The 14,636-nt window shown below is 73.1% G+C and carries 16 protein-coding genes; 10 read left to right on the forward strand and 6 right to left on the reverse strand.

Going from position 1 to position 14,636, the window contains the following annotated elements; genetic code table 11:
* Window positions 1–57: 57 nt before the first annotated feature.
* The 3 genes from BKI49_RS16800 to BKI49_RS16810 all read right to left on the reverse strand — a co-directional run bounded on the left by BKI49_RS16800 (window position 58) and on the right by BKI49_RS16810 (window position 3,080).
* On the reverse strand, window positions 58–1,272 hold the full coding sequence (locus tag BKI49_RS16800; protein ID WP_095935098.1) for a trypsin-like serine peptidase: 1,215 nt from the start codon (window positions 1,270–1,272) through the stop codon (window positions 58–60).
* Window positions 1,273–1,511: 239 nt separating this feature from the next.
* On the reverse strand, window positions 1,512–2,207 hold the full coding sequence (locus BKI49_RS16805) for a copper homeostasis protein CutC (protein WP_095935099.1): 696 nt from the start codon (window positions 2,205–2,207) through the stop codon (window positions 1,512–1,514).
* Window positions 2,208–2,405: 198 nt separating this feature from the next.
* Entirely contained in the window at window positions 2,406–3,080 is a 675-nt protein-coding gene (locus BKI49_RS16810; protein WP_095935100.1) for a maleylpyruvate isomerase family mycothiol-dependent enzyme, read from the reverse strand.
* A gap of 123 nt (window positions 3,081–3,203) precedes the next feature.
* Between BKI49_RS16810 and BKI49_RS16815 the strand changes: the two genes are divergently transcribed.
* The 4 genes from BKI49_RS16815 (at window position 3,204) to BKI49_RS16830 (ending at window position 7,380) form a co-directional block, all read left to right on the forward strand.
* Window positions 3,204–3,899: an HD domain-containing protein gene (locus tag BKI49_RS16815; protein WP_095935101.1), complete on the forward strand. Its 696-nt coding sequence runs from the start codon at window positions 3,204–3,206 to the stop codon at window positions 3,897–3,899.
* A 200-nt stretch (window positions 3,900–4,099) separates the two neighbouring features.
* Complete coding sequence (locus BKI49_RS16820) at window positions 4,100–5,314, forward strand: Cmx/CmrA family chloramphenicol efflux MFS transporter (protein WP_095935102.1); 1,215 nt, start codon at window positions 4,100–4,102, stop codon at window positions 5,312–5,314.
* 20 nt (window positions 5,315–5,334) lie between these two features.
* On the forward strand, window positions 5,335–6,438 hold the full coding sequence (locus tag BKI49_RS16825) for a GNAT family N-acetyltransferase (protein ID WP_095935103.1): 1,104 nt from the start codon (window positions 5,335–5,337) through the stop codon (window positions 6,436–6,438).
* A gap of 195 nt (window positions 6,439–6,633) precedes the next feature.
* Window positions 6,634–7,380 carry a hypothetical protein gene (locus BKI49_RS16830; protein ID WP_143658458.1) on the forward strand — a complete coding sequence of 249 codons (747 nt, stop codon included), beginning with the start codon at window positions 6,634–6,636 and terminating at the stop codon, window positions 7,378–7,380.
* Between the two features lie 36 nt (window positions 7,381–7,416).
* Here BKI49_RS16830 and BKI49_RS16835 read toward each other — a convergent pair whose 3' ends face one another.
* Together BKI49_RS16835 and BKI49_RS16840 are read right to left on the reverse strand one after the other, a co-directional pair.
* On the reverse strand, window positions 7,417–7,680 hold the full coding sequence (locus BKI49_RS16835) for a DUF4031 domain-containing protein (protein WP_095935105.1): 264 nt from the start codon (window positions 7,678–7,680) through the stop codon (window positions 7,417–7,419).
* A complete protein-coding gene (locus tag BKI49_RS16840) occupies window positions 7,677–8,060 on the reverse strand; it encodes a hypothetical protein (RefSeq protein WP_095935106.1) in 384 nt (127 codons plus the stop codon). The genes BKI49_RS16835 and BKI49_RS16840 overlap by 4 nt, the downstream gene beginning before the upstream one ends.
* 56 nt (window positions 8,061–8,116) lie before the next feature.
* On the opposite strand from BKI49_RS16840, the gene BKI49_RS16845 reads away from it, so the two are divergent.
* The 6 genes from BKI49_RS16845 (at window position 8,117) to BKI49_RS16870 (ending at window position 13,397) form a co-directional block, all read left to right on the forward strand.
* Window positions 8,117–9,043 (forward strand): MurR/RpiR family transcriptional regulator, encoded by a 927-nt coding sequence (locus tag BKI49_RS16845; RefSeq protein ID WP_095935107.1) that lies wholly within the window; start codon window positions 8,117–8,119, stop codon window positions 9,041–9,043.
* A 115-nt stretch (window positions 9,044–9,158) separates the two neighbouring features.
* Window positions 9,159–10,106 carry an N-acetylmuramic acid 6-phosphate etherase gene (gene murQ / locus BKI49_RS16850; RefSeq protein WP_095935108.1) on the forward strand — a complete coding sequence of 316 codons (948 nt, stop codon included), beginning with the start codon at window positions 9,159–9,161 and terminating at the stop codon, window positions 10,104–10,106.
* A 16-nt stretch (window positions 10,107–10,122) separates the two neighbouring features.
* Window positions 10,123–11,601, forward strand: coding sequence for a PTS transporter subunit EIIC (locus tag BKI49_RS16855; protein WP_095935109.1), 1,479 nt, complete (start codon window positions 10,123–10,125; stop codon window positions 11,599–11,601).
* Window positions 11,598–12,179 carry a hypothetical protein gene (locus BKI49_RS16860; RefSeq protein ID WP_095935110.1) on the forward strand — a complete coding sequence of 194 codons (582 nt, stop codon included), beginning with the start codon at window positions 11,598–11,600 and terminating at the stop codon, window positions 12,177–12,179. The genes BKI49_RS16855 and BKI49_RS16860 overlap by 4 nt, the downstream gene beginning before the upstream one ends.
* 128 nt (window positions 12,180–12,307) lie before the next feature.
* Complete coding sequence (locus BKI49_RS16865) at window positions 12,308–13,153, forward strand: helix-turn-helix domain-containing protein (protein WP_095935111.1); 846 nt, start codon at window positions 12,308–12,310, stop codon at window positions 13,151–13,153.
* The gene (locus tag BKI49_RS16870; protein WP_095935112.1) at window positions 13,134–13,397 is read left to right on the forward strand and encodes a DUF397 domain-containing protein; all 264 of its coding nucleotides are present in this window, start codon (window positions 13,134–13,136) and stop codon (window positions 13,395–13,397) included. The genes BKI49_RS16865 and BKI49_RS16870 overlap by 20 nt, the downstream gene beginning before the upstream one ends.
* A gap of 112 nt (window positions 13,398–13,509) precedes the next feature.
* On the opposite strand, the gene BKI49_RS16875 is transcribed toward BKI49_RS16870, so the two are convergent.
* The gene (locus BKI49_RS16875; protein ID WP_095935113.1) at window positions 13,510–14,631 is read right to left on the reverse strand and encodes an NADH:flavin oxidoreductase; all 1,122 of its coding nucleotides are present in this window, start codon (window positions 14,629–14,631) and stop codon (window positions 13,510–13,512) included.
* Window positions 14,632–14,636: the final 5 nt, after the last annotated feature.

Here is a 14,636-nt window from a genome sequence, read left to right on the forward strand (position 1 = left end):
ACACCGGTGGCCCCCGGCGCGTCGCGCCGGGGGCCACCGAGACCTGTGCGGGTGCCGCTACTTGAACTTGCGGCTGGTCGCCAGATAGACCTGCTTGGCGTTCTTGCCGAGGCGCGGTCCGGTGATGAACGACTTGCGGTCGCTGAGCGAGTTGTTGGAGACCAGATAGGTCCGGCCGTTGTGCGACATGAACCAGGGGCCGCCCGAGGCACCGCCGTTCATCGTGCAGCCGATCATGAACTGGGCGGGGACGTTGCGCGCCAGCACGAAGCGCTTGGTCGCGCCCCGGCAGTCGTACATCTTCGACCCGTCGTACGGCGCCTCGGCGGGGTAGCCGCGGACCTTCATGTTCTTGACCTTGTTGGCCGCCGGGGCGTTGAACCACACCGGCAGCGCCGAACCGAGGCGCTCCTGGAGGGACTTGCCGCCGTTCTCGGGCTTCACGTGCAGCACGGCGTAGTCGTAGCCGGCGGCCGCGTTGCCCTGGTGTCCGCCACCGGCGATCCACTGGGAGGACGTGGTCGCCCAGTTCGCCCACCAGATGCCGTACGGGGACACGGACTTGGCGCGCGGGTCGGTGATCTGCCGGTTGCTCAGCTTCGCGCCGTTGTTGAAGGAGGGGACGAAGGCGATGTTGCGGTACCAGCCGCCGCCCTTGCCGGCGTGCACACAGTGACCCGCGGTCCACACCATGTTCGACTTGCCCGGGTGCGCCGGGTCGGTGACGACCGCGGCGGAGCACACCATGCTGCCCTGGGGCGAGGTGAAGAACAGCTTGCCGACCGGCGGGGCGTAGTGGTGGTAGGTCGCCTTCACCTTGGTGGCGGCCTTCCGCTTCACCTTGCCGTCGGGCAGGTACGAGGTGGCGCTGCTGCCGGAACCGGAACTGGTGCTGCCCGCCTCGGCGACCGGCATGCCGGCCTTCGCCTGCGCCATCCGCTCCGGCGTCCAGAAGTCCTTGATGTACGGGTTGGCGAAGTCCTCGGCCTTGGAGGCCCAATCGCCGAAGTCCTTCCAGCCGCCGTTCTTCCACTTGTCCAGGGCGTCGCCGCTCAGGTCGGTGGGGATACCGGCGGGCAGCTTGTAGCCGCCGAGCGAGGTGGAACCGTCGTCGTCACCGGTGTCGACGTTCTTGTCCGCCTGGGCGGACGACGTGGGCTGCGAACCGGCCGCATCGTCGTCCTTCTTGCTGTCACAGGCCGTGGTGGTGACCATGATGGCCGCGATCACGGCTGCGGCGGCCGCGAGCGAGCGGCTGCGTATGGATGGCATGGAGCCTTTTCCCCCTGTTGCTGCGTGCGTCGTGCCGCGCGCACCCGTCCGGGCCGCGCGCCCCACGTACGTATTGTCATGACCCGGATCAGACCGGGGCGTCTTTACTATGCACGCACGGGGCCGCGCGGAGATCGCCGGGGAGCACTCAGCACACAACAACTACGCGGCGGATATGGATCCGTGACCTCGCACCGCCCGCCGGGGGACGACGAGGGCAGTGCCCTCGCCCGGGCCCGCTACGCGTCCAGGACCGTCCGCCACTGCCGGACCGCGTCCACCGAGACGGGTCCGCTCCAGCCGCCCGGACGCGCGGCGCCGCCGATGTGGAAGGCGTCGATGCCGGCGGCGCGCAGCCTCGGCACATGGTCGAGGCGCAGCCCGCCACCGACCATGATCCGCGGCTCGTAGCCCGGTTCGCCGCTCCGCGCGGCCTCGGCGACGAGGGTGGACAGCCCGTCGTCCACGCCCGCCGCGGAACCGGCGGTCAGATAGGCGTCCAGGCCCGGCAGGTCCGCGAGCTGCTTGCGCAGGGCGTCGCGGTCGGCGGCGCGGTCGATGGCGCGGTGGAAGGTCCAGTGGCAGCCGTCGAGTTCGGCGACGATCCGCTCCACGGCGGCCAGGTCGGCACCGCCGTGCTCGTCGAGGAAGCCGAGCACGAACTCGTCGGCCCCCGCGGAGCGCATCTCACCGGCGACGCGTACGAGCGTGTCGACGTCGCCCGCCGCGAAGCCGTCCGCCAGGCGGAGCATCACGCGCAGCGAGATGTCGACGGAGGCGCGAATGCCGGCGAAGGTCTTCACCGGCGGGGTGAGTCCGTCGGCGGCCATGTCGGTGACCAGCTCCAGCCGGTCCGCGCCTCCCGTCTGGGCGGCGACCGCGTCCTCCACGCCGAGGGCGATCACCTCCAGGACTGCGCTCTTGCGCTCGCTCATCGGACCTCTTCCCTCAGGCGGCTACAGGTCTAGTCCAATCCCAGAGTACGCGTCCGCGATGTTCTTCGTCCCCTCCGCCCCTGCCGAACCCCGGACCGGCCCGGGACCGGACGCGCAGCGGGAACGGCGGGGGCGGAGCCCGTTAGGCCCGGTCCGGGACCGGAACCCCGGCGGGCCCGGCCGCGACGGCCGCCGGGGTCAGCCGAAGAGGTTCAGTTCCTCCTCCTTCGCGCCCGCAAGCTCGTACCGCGCCCCGTCGACCGGCCGCCCGGAGCACAGCCGTACGAGCGTGGCGGAGTCGCCGAGATACCGGGCCGGCGGCCGGTCCCCCGGCACGCTCCCCAGCCGCAGCGGCTCGTCGACGTCGTCGAGGTCGGCGTGCAGCGGCACGCGCTCCTTCTCACGGCTGATCCGCACGAGCAGCGTCAGCGCGTACGGCAGCCCGGCGCCCCCGTAGGCCCCGGGCGCGCCGAACGTCTCGCGCACGTCCCCGGCGTGCACCCACTCGCCGAGCGCGATGCCGTCGAGGACGCCCCCGGCCTCGGCGATCACCGGTCCGGCCTCGGTCATGCCCCGTTCCAGTTCGTCGACGACCTCGCCCGTGGACCAGCCGGCGCGGTCGGCGATGTCGCGGTCGTTGGACTCGGGGCTGAACACCCCGGGCTCGAAGCGGCTCTCGACCACCCGCATCAGCGCGGCCGAGCAGTGCGCCAGCAGGTCCCGCACGCTCCAGCCCGGACACGCGGCCGTCGGCAGCGCGAAGTCCGCGTCCGGGCGGGCGCGCAGCAGCGGCAGCAGCGCGTCGCGCTCGGCGAGCAGGAGCCGTCCGGGAAGTTCGGGGTCCCTCACGTCGTACGCATCTTCAGAAACCATGGCTCCACGCTAGGCACCGCACCCGCACGACGGCGAGGACAATGACGACACGAACGGGCCGCGCCGGGACCGGCGAGGACCGGTGTGACGGACAGGACCGAGGAGTGGGGCGGGTTGGACGCGATGGACGAGACGGCGGCCGACGGGCGGCGGCACCCGGCCCACGAGGACCTGGAGAAGCGCTGGGAGGCGACGGTCCGGGCCGCCCGCGACACCGGGGGGCACGACCCCCTCGCCGGTGCCGCGCCCTCTCCGCACCCCTACGCGGCGAACCTGCTGGCCCGCTGGGCGGAACCCCAGCGCCGCTACCACACCACCGATCACCTCGTCGCGGTCCTCGGCCACATCGACGTCCTGGAGGAGTACGCCGAGGACCCGGCCGCAGTGCGGCTGGCGGCCTGGTTCCACGACGCCGTCTACCTCCCCGACCGCTCGGAGAACGAGGAGCGGTCCGCCCGGCTCGCCGAGCGCGCCCTGCGCGAACTGGGCGTCGGCCCGGCCCGCACGGACGAGGTCGTCCGGCTCGTCCGGCTCACCGTCACCCACTCCCCCGCGCCCGACGACGCCGACGGCGCCGTGCTGTGCGACGCCGACCTGGCCGTCCTGGCCGCTCCGCCGGAGGCGTACGCCGCGTACGCGGCGGCCGTGCGCGAGGAGTACGGATTCGTCCCGGACGACGCGTTCCGCGCGGGCCGCTCCGACGTCCTGCGGCAGCTCCTGGCGCTCCCGAAGCTGTTCAGGACGCCCTACGGGGAACGCGAGTGGGAGGAGCGGGCGCGCCGGAACATCGGCGCCGAGCTGGAACGCCTCGGCGCGTGACCGCCCGCCCCACCGGGTCCGGCGGGCCCGGTCCGGCGGACCCGACAGGACGGGCAGCGGAAAACCGGTTCGACGGCGAGCCCCGGACGACGTACGAAGGGGGCATGCCCCCGATACCCCGCCCGTCGGACCCCGAGCGAGCCGCCACCCCCGCTCCCGTCCCCGCGTCCGGCCCGGCTCCCGCCGCCCGCCGGCCTCGCATGCCGCTGGCCGTGTACGTCCTCGGTCTCTCCGTCTTCGCCCTCGGCACCAGCGAGTTCATGCTCTCCGGTCTGCTGCCGCCGATCGCGGACGATCTGCACGTCACGATCCCGCGGGCGGGCCTGCTGATCTCCGCGTTCGCGATCGGCATGGTCGTGGGGGCGCCGCTGCTCGCGGTGGCGACGCTGCGGCTGCCCCGCCGCACCACCCTCGTCGGTCTGCTCGCGCTCTTCGGGCTGGGCCAGGTCGCGGGCGCGCTCGCACCGACGTACGCGACGCTGTTCGTGTCGCGTGTCGTCAGCGCGCTCGCCTGCGCGGGGTTCTGGGCGGTCGGGGCGGCGGTGGCCGTCGCGATGGTCCCGCCGGGCAGCCGGGCCCGCGCGCTCTCCGTGATGATCGGCGGGCTGTCCATAGCCAACGTGCTGGGTGTGCCGGCCGGCGCGTTCCTCGGGGGCGGTCTGGGCTGGCGGGCCGCCTTCTGGGCCGTCGCCGCCGCTTCGGCGGTCGCCCTCGTCGGGGTCGTCACCCTCGTCCCGCGCATCCCGCTCCCCGAGAAGAGGCCGCGCCTGAGGCGGGAACTGCGGATCTTCCGCGACCGCCAGGTCTGGTTGTCCATCTGCGTGATCGCGCTCGCCGCGGCGGCGGTCTTCTGCGCGTTCAGCTATCTCGCCCCGCTCCTCACCGATGTCGCCGGGCTGGACGACGGCTGGGTGCCGACCGTGCTGGCCCTCTTCGGGGTCGGCGCGTTCATCGGTACGGCGATCGGGGGCCGCCTCGCCGACGCGCACCTCTTCGGCGTCCTGCTCGGCGGCCTCGCGGCCGACACGGTCGTCCTCGTCGCGCTCGCCCTCCTCGGACGGTGGGCGGTCGGCGCCGTCGTGCTCTCCTTCCTCCTCGGCATCGCCTGCTTCTGCACGGCGCCCGCGCTCAACGCCCGCATGTTCAACGTGGCCACGGCGGCCCCCACCCTGGCCGGTGCCACGACCACGGCCGCCTTCAACCTGGGCAACACCGGCGGTCCCTGGATCGGCGGCACGGTCATCGACGCGGGGTTCGGGTACGCGTCGACGGCGTGGGCGGGAGCGGCCCTGGCCGCGGCCGCCATCGGCGTGACCGCGCTCTCGCTGCGCCTGCACCGCCGCGCGGGGAACGGGAACTCACGGGTCGTGACCGCTGCCGGCACGGCGAACAATTCGGTACGTACGAAGGCGTGAGGGGACCTATCCTCGCCCGCATGGCAGACATGGGCGGGGATCAGGTGTCGGAGGCCGTCGAGGGAAGCGTGGCCGTGCTGCGCGCCGCGGCCGGGCTGGACTGGGAGGGGACCCCGGCGGGCCGTCTCGCATGGAACTGCCGACGGACGGCGGAGCACATCGCCGGTGACCTGATCGCGTACGCGGGGCAGTTGGCCGGGCGGGCCACCGAGGCGTACGTCCCGTTCGAGATCGTGATGGAGGACGGCACCGACCACGCGGGGGTCGTCGACGTGATCGGGACGACGGGCGCGCTGCTGGCCGCCGCCGTGCGCACCACGCCGCGCGAGGTGCGCGCGTTCCACCCGTACCCGTTCCGCAGCGCGAACCGCGAGGGCTTCGCCGCGATGGGCGTCGCCGAGGTCCTCCTGCACACCCATGACATCGCCGAGGGCCTCGGACTCGCCTACGAGCCCCCGGCCGCGCTCTGCGAGGCCGTGCTGACCCGGATCTTCCCGCACGTCCGGCCCGGTCCCGACCACTGGCGCACCCTGCTGTGGGCGACCGGCCGGGGTGACCTGCCCGGCCGCGCCCCGGTCACCGACTGGCGCTGGAGCAACAATCTGGTGATCGGCACCGAGCGGCTCACCCTCCAGGGGGTCACCCCGGCCGCCGCGGCCGATCTGAGCACGGGCGGCACGGGCGGCTTCGCGTGGATCGAGGGCGGCCCGTTCGAAGGCACCCGGGAGGCCGCCGGGATGGTCGTGAAGGCGTACGAGGGCGGGGTGCACCGGCCGGAGTGGGGCCTGTTCGTCCTGGTGCGCCGGGAGGACGGCCGTGCGGTCGGCGGGATGGGCTTCCACGGCGCACCCGACGAGGACGGCCGTGCGGAGGTCGGCTACGACCTCGCGGAGCACGCCCGCGGCCACGGCTACGCGACCGAGGCGCTGCGCGCCCTGGCCGCCGAGGCCCTGGCCCGCGACGACGTCACGACCCTCTTCGCCGCCATCGACCGGGCCAACGCCCCCTCCCAGGGCGTGATCTCCCGCGCCGGGTTCACGCGGGTGAGCGAGGATGTGGAGCAGTACGCGTACGAACTGCGCGGCCTGGACCGTTCCTTGCGGCTCTACGCCCGCGAGAGCTGACCCGGCCCCGCCCCGGGCCGGTGCCGCCCGGAGCCGCCCGCCGGGTCTGCGTCCATCGGCGCAGTCCCGTCCAGCGGGGTGGCGTACCTCAGGCGGATCCGTGGCGTTCCGCACCCCCCGCACCCGCGCCCGCTCCCGATAATGCCTTCACCGCGGCGTGCGCGCCGCGCCGTTGTCGTGGATCGGGGGAACACGATGAGCCGGCACGACCCACAGCCGCAACCGCAGCCGCCCGGACCGCCCGCGCCCCCGGACCCCGGCCATCTGCTGGCCCGCACAGGGGTGCGGTGGACCATCATCGGCGTACTGGTCAGCACCCTGCTGACGGTCGTCGGTCTGGTGGTGCAGGCGCGGCAGGGCCATGACGACACCGCCCGCGGGGGTTCGAGCGCGGGCGCCTCCGGCACGAACGGCGGCCCCGGCCCGTCCGAGGTGACACAGCCGGTGACGGCGCCGGCGACGGCGCCGGTGACCTCACCGCCCGACGACGGCAGCGGTCTGACGGCCGCCGAGCGCGCGCTGCGCGACTCGCTCAACAGCGACCAGTGGCGGCGCGAGAGCTGCGAGCGCGAGACGGCACCGGGCGCGACGGCCGCGCTGAAGTGCACGGTGACGACGTCCGACGCCGGCGCGGGGACCGTCACCACGAAGGCGGACATCGCGCTGTACCCGTCGAGGAGCAAGCTCCAGGAGGTGTACCGGAGTTATGCCGCGAACCTCCCGGAGGGCAACTGCGACCAGACCATGAACGTCCGCGGCACGTGGCACGAGAACGGCTCCTCCGCCCCCGCCGGGGACATGGCCTGCTACACCGCCGACACCACCCGGTACGTCATCTTCTGCACGTACTACGACCGCCCGGCCCTGTTCCAGGTCACCGGGGCGGACCCCGCCGCGCTGACCAGCTGGTGGCACACCCTCGACCCGGTGTTCACGGACTGAGGCTCCGGCGGGCCCGGTCCGCCCCGGACTCCCCGGTCACGTGCGCCGCTTGCGCCGGCGCAGCCCCGCCGCGTGCAGCAGCCGCACCACCTCGCGGCTGCTGACCTGCACCGCACCGGCCGCGACGGCGTCCGCGTAGCGGTGTTCGGGGATGTCGTAGTGGTCGCGCTCGAAGGCCCGCCGGGGTGCGCCCAACCCGTCCGCGAACGCGTGCAGTTCGTCGTAGGAGACGTCGCTGATCAGGTGGGACCACCATCGACCGTGCCCGGGCCAGGTGGGCGGGTCGATGTAGACCGTCACGAGGAGGGGCCTCCACCCGTCGCCGAGCCCAGCGAGCCCACCGAGGCCACCTTCACGCCCACCTTGTGGCACACCCAGTGCGGGTCGGGCCCCAACTCGGGCTCCACGTCGAGGGCGTGCGGATCGCCGGAGCCGCACACCGGGCACAGCGGCCACCGCCCGTACTTCTCCAGCAGCGCGTCCTGCACGTCCTGGGCGACCAGCCCCGCGACATAGCCCGCGCCCTCCGGCCACTGCTCGACCCACCAGCGGCGCTGCACCACCGACTCCTCCACGAGGCTGACGACGTCCGCCTCGGCGACCTCACCTGCGACCAGGTCGGCGAGTACGAGGGAGCGCGCGGCATGCAGGGCCTGCTCCAGGGGGCTGATGGGGTCCATGTCCCCATTGTGCGCACCCTTGACCGTATGCCCCAAAGGAAAATATCTTTCATCATGTGACCAATGACGTGAAGGAAATTTTCGCGGGAGAGGCACCGCCCGCCCCCGCCGCCCTCGCGGCCAAGGTGCGGACGCTCGCCCCCTCGATGACCCGCTCCATGCAGCGCGTCGCCGAGGCCGTCGCCGGCGACCCCGCCGGCTGCGCGGCCCTCACGGTCACGGGCCTCGCCGAGCTCACCGGCACCAGCGAGGCCACCGTCGTCCGCACCGCCCGTCTCCTGGGCTACCCCGGGTACCGCGACCTGCGGCTGGCACTCGCCGGGCTCGCCGCCCAGCAGCAGTCGGGCCGCGCGCCCGCCGTCACCGCCGACATCGCGGTCGACGACCCGATCGCCGACGTCGTCGCGAAACTGGCGTACGACGAGCAGCAGACCCTCGCCGACACCGCCGCCGGACTCGACACCGTCCAGCTCGGCGCCGCCGTCACCGCGCTCGCCGCGGCCCGCCGCGTCGACATCTACGGCGTCGGCGCCTCCGGCCTGGTCGCCCAGGACCTCGCCCAGAAGCTGCTGCGCATCGGACTCATAGCCCACTCGCACAGCGATCCGCACCTCGCCGTCACCAACGCGGTGCAACTGCGGGCCAAGGACGTGGCGATCGCCATCACGCACTCCGGCTCGACCGGCGACGTCATAGAGCCGCTCCGGGTCGCCTTCGAGCACGGGGCGACGACGGTCGCCGTCACCGGCCGGCCGGGCGGACCCGTCACGCAGTACGCGGACCACATCCTCACCACGTCCACCGCCCGCGAGAGCGAACTGCGTCCGGCGGCGATGTCGTCGCGCACCAGCCAGCTCCTCGTGGTGGACTGCCTGTTCGTGGGCGTCGCACAACGGACGTACGAGAAGGCGGCACCGGCACTGTCCGCCTCGTACGAGGCGCTGGCGCACCGCCACACCCCTCGCGGCGGCGGATCCCGCTAGCCGGGGAGGGCCGGCGCACCGGCGCCCGGCCGCCTCACCGCGCCTCTTGACCGACGGGGCCCTTCTTCACACAGCACCAGAAGTCGTCGTACCGCACTGGAAAGAGCCGCCCTCCATGACCTCAACCGCCGACGCCTCCTCCAACTACCGTGACCTGCGGGACCAGTTGGACTCGATGACCACCGAGGCGTTCCGCCCCGAACTCGCCGAGATCGACCAGCTGGCCACGCTGGAGATCGCCCGGATCATGAACGGTGAGGACGCGACGGTGCCGACGGCCGTCGCGGCTCAGCTGCCGCTCATCGCCGCCGCCATCGACGACATCGCGGACCGCATGTCCCGCGGCGGCCGTCTCGTCTACGCGGGCGCGGGCACCGCGGGGCGCCTCGGCGTCCTGGACGCCTCCGAGTGCCCGCCCACCTTCAACACCGACCCGTCCGAGGTGGTGGGCCTGATCGCGGGCGGCCCGACCGCCATGGTGACCTCGATCGAGGGTGCGGAGGACTCCAGGGAGCTGGCCGCGGCCGACCTGGAGGCACTGTCGCTGACCTCCGACGACACGGTGGTCGGCGTCTCCGCCTCCGGCCGCACCCCGTACGCCGTCGGTGCGGTCGAGCACGCCCGCGCGCGGGGCGCCCTGACGGTCGGCCTGTCCTGCAACGCGGGCAGCCCGCTCGCGGCGGCCGCGGACCACGGCATCGAGGTCGTGGTGGGCCCCGAACTGCTGACCGGTTCGACACGCCTGAAGTCGGGCACGGCCCAGAAGATCGTCCTCAACATGCTCTCGACGATCACGATGATCCGCCTGGGCAAGACCTACGGGAATCTGATGGTCGACGTACGCGCGTCGAACGAGAAGCTCCGGGCCCGCTCCCGCCGCATCGTCGCGCTGGCGACGGGCGCCCCGGACGAGGACATCGAGCGGGCGCTCGCCGCCACGGACGGCGAGGTGAAGAACGCGATCCTCACGATCCTCGGCGAGGTGGACGCTCCCACGGCCGCCCGCCTTCTGAAGGAGAGCAGCGGCCACCTGCGCGCCGCGCTGGCGACCGCGGCCGACTGACCAGCACTCTCGGAGGGTGCGCACACCGGACAGCCTCACCGCCGAAGCGATCCTGCCCCTCGTGGGCGGCCCCGCGAACGTCGTCTCCGTCGCCCACTGCATGACCCGCCTCCGGCTGGGCCTGCGGGACCGGAGCCTGGTCCAGGAGGCGGCGCTGCGGGCGCTGCCCGCCGTGCTCGGCGTCGTCGCCGACGACGCCACCTACCAGATCGTCCTGGGCCCGGGGACGGTCGCCCGGGTCACCCCCGAGTTCGAGGCCCTGCTGACCGCGGCGCCGGCCGGCGCCGCGAAGAGGCCGGCAGCCGGCGCACCCGGCCTCCTGGCCACCGCCCCGCCCGGCCCTCCGGCGGACAGCACCGCCGAACGGCTGGCGGCCAGGGGCGCGGAGCTGAAGGCCGACCGGCGCCGACGCAACTCCACACCCGTGCGGATCATGCTGCGCCGGATCGCGGACATCTTCGTCCCGCTGATCCCGGCCCTGATCGGCTGCGGAGTGGTCGCCGGCCTCAACGGCCTGCTGATCAACCTCGGATGGCTCCCGGGCATCACCCCGGCGCTGACCGCGATCGCCTCCGGCTTCATGGCGCTGATCCCCGTCTTCGTCGGTTACAACACGGCGAAGGAGTTCGGCGGGACGCCCGTCCTCGGCGGCGCGGTGGCGGCGATCGTGGTGTACGCGGGGGTGGCCAAGGTGACGGTGTCCGGCACGGCGCTGTCCCCCGGCCAGGGCGGCGTCCTGGGCGCCCTGGCCGCGGCGCTGCTGGGCACCTACGTGGAGAAGTGGATCCGCGGCCGGGTCCCGGACGCGCTGGACGTCCTCGTCACCCCGACGCTCACCGTCCTGATCACCGGCCTGGTGACGCTCTACGGCCTGATGTACGCGGCCGGTGAACTGGCCACGGCCATCGGCACGGCGGCGAACTGGCTCCTCGACCACACGGGCGCCCTCGCGGGCCTGGTCCTGGGCGGCCTGTTCCTCCCCCTGGTGATGCTGGGCCTGCACCAGGCGCTGATCCCCATCCACACCACCCTCATCGAACAGCAGGGCTACACGGTCCTGCTGCCCATCCTGGCGATGGCGGGCGCGGGCCAGGTCGGCGCCGCCCTCGCGGTCTACGTCCGGCTGCGCCACGACACGTCGCTGCGCACGACGATCAGGTCGGCCCTGCCCGCCGGCCTCCTCGGCGTCGGCGAACCCCTCATCTACGGCGTCTCCCTGCCGCTCGGCCGCCCCTTCGTCACCGCCTGCGCGGGCGGAGCCGCGGGCGGCGCCTTCGTCGGCTTCTTCTCGATGCTGGGCGACAAGGTCGGCTCCACGGCCATCGGCCCCTCGGGCTGGGCACTGTTCCCGCTCCTGAACGGCAGCCGGGGCCCGGTCCTCGCCGCGGCGGTCTACGCGGGCGGCCTGCTCACGGGGTACGTCGTCGGCTTCGCGGCCACCTATTTCTACGGCCTCGCCGGATTGTCGGTGACGCGTGCGAGGGTGGAGCCATGAACCACGCACAGCTGACCGCCCTCGGCCGGGCCCTTCGCCTGCTCGGTGAGCACGGCGACGCGCTCACCGCCGACACGCCCGACGCGAAGCTGCACGAGGTCAAGGCGGACCTGAAGCGGGCGCTGGACCTGCTCGACGAGACGGTGACGACCGCGGCACCCGCGACACGCTGCTCCGAGCATCCGAACGGGCCGGTGGACGAGGGCGCCCCCGATCTGTGCCTGCTCTGCGAGACCCGGCGCCGCACCGCCCGCCGCACCGAGGTCAACGACGCGTACGGACGCGCCCGCCGCCCGGACGAGTCCCCCGAGCGCGCCACGTCGCGTTACGGCGTGCGCGGCGACCGCCCCCAGCCCCAGCAGCGCTGGCTCCCGGAAGTGTGGAACGGCCAGGAATGGCAGCTGTGCGGCACCCCGCGCCGCGACCGCCACGAGGCCGAGCGCTATCTCGCCGCCGAGCGCAGGACGCCCCACCCGGGCATGGCCTACCGCCTGGTCCACGAGTTCACCGACTACGAGGTCCTGCGCATCTGGGGCACGCCCGTCCGGGTCGACATCGAGCCGATGGGGAATCTGTAACCCGCGCCCGGCGGCACTGCTTTTCCTCACTCCGAGTATCGGCGTTCACCACACAGCGTGGCCGACCGCTCTCTAACCTGGCCGAAGACGGCACCTCAACAACCCCTCCTGCGCGACAGGGAGTTGCCATGCCAGGACGCCCCAAGGACCTCGACCCGTCCTCGTCGCCCCGGGCCATGATCGGCGCGGAGCTGCGGCACGCCCGCGAGAACGCCGGCCTCAGCCAGGCCGAGCTGGGCGAACCGCTCTTCGTCAGCGGCTCGTTCATCGGCCAGCTGGAGGCCGGGACCCGCCGCCTCCACCTCGAATACGCCGTCCAGATGGACGAGATCCTGGGCACGAAGGGCTTCTTCGCCCGCAACTGCCGGGCGCTGGCCAAGTCCAAGTACCCCGACCACTTCGCGGAGGCGGCGGAGGCCGAGGCGATCGCCACGGCGATCAGGCAGTACGCGCAGTTGCTCATCCCCGGCCTGCTGCAGACCAAGGCCTATGCGGAAGCCGTCTTCCGCGCATACAGGCCGACGTCGACGGACGAAGAGATCGAGTCCCTGGTGGCCGCCCGCCTCGAACGGGCCCGCCTCCTCGACGATCCGACAACGCCACTGGTGTGGGCGGTCTTCGACGAGGCGGCACTGCGGAGGGAGGTCGGCGGCGGGGCGGTGATGGCGGAGGCACTGCGGCATGTGGCGGACTTGGCGCGCAAGCACCGGATCATCGTGCAGGTGGTCCCGTTCCCTGCGGGAGCACACGCGGCGATGGACGGTCCGCTGAAGCTCATGGAGTTCGCCGACGCACCACCGCTCTCCTTCGTCGAGGCCCCGGACATGGGGAAACTTCTCGACGACCCGGCCACCGTGGCCCGCCACGCACTGATGTTCAACTTCCTCCAGGCGGCGGCACTTTCACCCCAGGATTCACTGGCCCTGCTGGAGACGCTGGCGCAGGATTACGAGCATGGAGAACAGCACCCGTGAGGACGACCTGAGCACGGCCACCTGGTTCAAGTCCAGCTACAGCGGTGGCGAGGGCGGCGACTGCCTGGAGGCCGCCCGGTGGCGCAAGTCGACGTACAGCGGAGGGCAGGGCGGCGACTGCCTGGAGGTGGCCGACGGTCACCCCACCCTCGTACCGGTCCGGGACTCCAAGAACCCCCTCGGTCCGGCACTCCTCTTCCGGACCGAGGCGTGGACGGCCTTCGTCGAGAACCTGAAGCACTGACCGCCGGGATCAGCCGAACAGCGGGTCCCGCTTCAGCTCACGGAGTTCACCCGCACACGTCGGGGCGGCACCCGCGGCTCACGCGACGGGTGCCGCCCCTGGCGGCGCAGGGTCAGCTCAGCGAGCGCAGCGCCGACGCGTCGTACGGCGCCAGCTCCCCGAACCGTCCGTCGAGGACCTTCGCCGCCCACTCCGGGTCCTGGAGCAGCGCACGGCCGACGGCGACGAGGTCGAACTCGTCGCGCTCCAGGCGGTCCAGCAGGTTGTCGAGGCCGGCCACCGGGGCGCCCTCGCCCTGGAACGCCTTGATGAAGTCGCCGTCCAGGCCCACCGAGCCGACGGTGATGGTGGGCTTGCCGGTGAGCTTCTTCGTCCAGCCGGCCAGGTTCAGGTCGGAGCCGTCGAACTCCGGGAGCCAGTAACGGCGGGTGGAGGCGTGGAAGGCGTCCACGCCGGCCGCGGCGAGCGGCGTGAGGATCGCGTCCAGCTCCTCCGGCGTCTCGGCGAGACGCGCGTCGTACGCCTGCTGCTTCCACTGCGAGTAGCGGAAGATGACCGGGAAGTCCGGCGAGACGGCCGCGCGGACTGCGGCCACGATCTCGGCCGCGAACTTGGCGCGCGCCACCGGGTCGCCGCCGTACGCGTCCGTGCGGCGGTTGGTGCCCTCCCACAGGAACTGGTCGATGAGGTAGCCATGGGCGCCGTGCAGTTCGACACCGTCGAAGCCGATGCGCTCCGCGGCGGCGGCGGACTCGGCGAACGCCTCGACGACGTCGTCGAGGTCCTGCTGGGTCATGGCCTTGCCGGTGACGTCCGCGCCGGCCGAGGTGAGTCCGGAGGGGCCGACCGCGGGGGCGTCGGCGAACGGCGGCTCGCCCGCGTTGCGGACCATGCCGATGTGCCACAGCTGGGGCACGATCGTGCCACCCGCCGCGTGCACGGCGTCGGCGACCTTCGTCCAGCCCTCCAGCTGCTCCGCGCCGTGGAAGCGCGGCACCCGGTCGCTCTGCCCGGCCGAGTCGTGGCCCACGTAGGTGCCCTCGGTGACGATGAGGCCGACACCCGCGGCGGCGCGGCGGGCGTAGTAGCCGATGACGTCCTCGCCCGGGACTCCACCGGGGGAGAACATGCGGGTCATCGGGGCCATCACGATCCGGTTGGGGACGGTCAGCCCGTTCAGGGAAACGGGCCGGGACAGGATCTCTGCGGCGCGGGAGGCGGCGGTGTCGCTCACGGAGC

Source organism: Streptomyces sp. Tue6028 (assembly GCF_002300165.1).
In the GTDB taxonomy this organism is placed as follows: Bacteria; Actinomycetota; Actinomycetes; order Streptomycetales; family Streptomycetaceae; genus Streptomyces; species Streptomyces siamensis.

Bases quoted from the DNA above. Each gene is read 5' to 3' on its own strand.
- BKI49_RS16800 (WP_095935098.1), bottom strand. From the start codon at position 1,272: ATGCCATCCATACGCAGCCGCTCGCTCGCGGCCGCCGCAGCCGTGATC.
- BKI49_RS16805 (WP_095935099.1), bottom strand. From the start codon at position 2,207: ATGAGCGAGCGCAAGAGCGCAGTCCTGGAGGTGATCGCCCTCGGCGTG.
- BKI49_RS16810 (WP_095935100.1), bottom strand. From the start codon at position 3,080: ATGGTTTCTGAAGATGCGTACGACGTGAGGGACCCCGAACTTCCCGGA.
- BKI49_RS16815 (WP_095935101.1), top strand. From the start codon at position 3,204: ATGGACGAGACGGCGGCCGACGGGCGGCGGCACCCGGCCCACGAGGAC.
- BKI49_RS16820 (WP_095935102.1), top strand. From the start codon at position 4,100: ATGCCGCTGGCCGTGTACGTCCTCGGTCTCTCCGTCTTCGCCCTCGGC.
- BKI49_RS16825 (WP_095935103.1), top strand. From the start codon at position 5,335: ATGGCAGACATGGGCGGGGATCAGGTGTCGGAGGCCGTCGAGGGAAGC.
- BKI49_RS16830 (WP_143658458.1), top strand. From the start codon at position 6,634: ATGAGCCGGCACGACCCACAGCCGCAACCGCAGCCGCCCGGACCGCCC.
- BKI49_RS16840 (WP_095935106.1), bottom strand. From the start codon at position 8,060: ATGGACCCCATCAGCCCCCTGGAGCAGGCCCTGCATGCCGCGCGCTCC.
- murQ (WP_095935108.1), top strand. From the start codon at position 9,159: ATGACCTCAACCGCCGACGCCTCCTCCAACTACCGTGACCTGCGGGAC.
- BKI49_RS16860 (WP_095935110.1), top strand. From the start codon at position 11,598: ATGAACCACGCACAGCTGACCGCCCTCGGCCGGGCCCTTCGCCTGCTC.
- BKI49_RS16865 (WP_095935111.1), top strand. From the start codon at position 12,308: ATGCCAGGACGCCCCAAGGACCTCGACCCGTCCTCGTCGCCCCGGGCC.
- BKI49_RS16870 (WP_095935112.1), top strand. From the start codon at position 13,134: ATGGAGAACAGCACCCGTGAGGACGACCTGAGCACGGCCACCTGGTTC.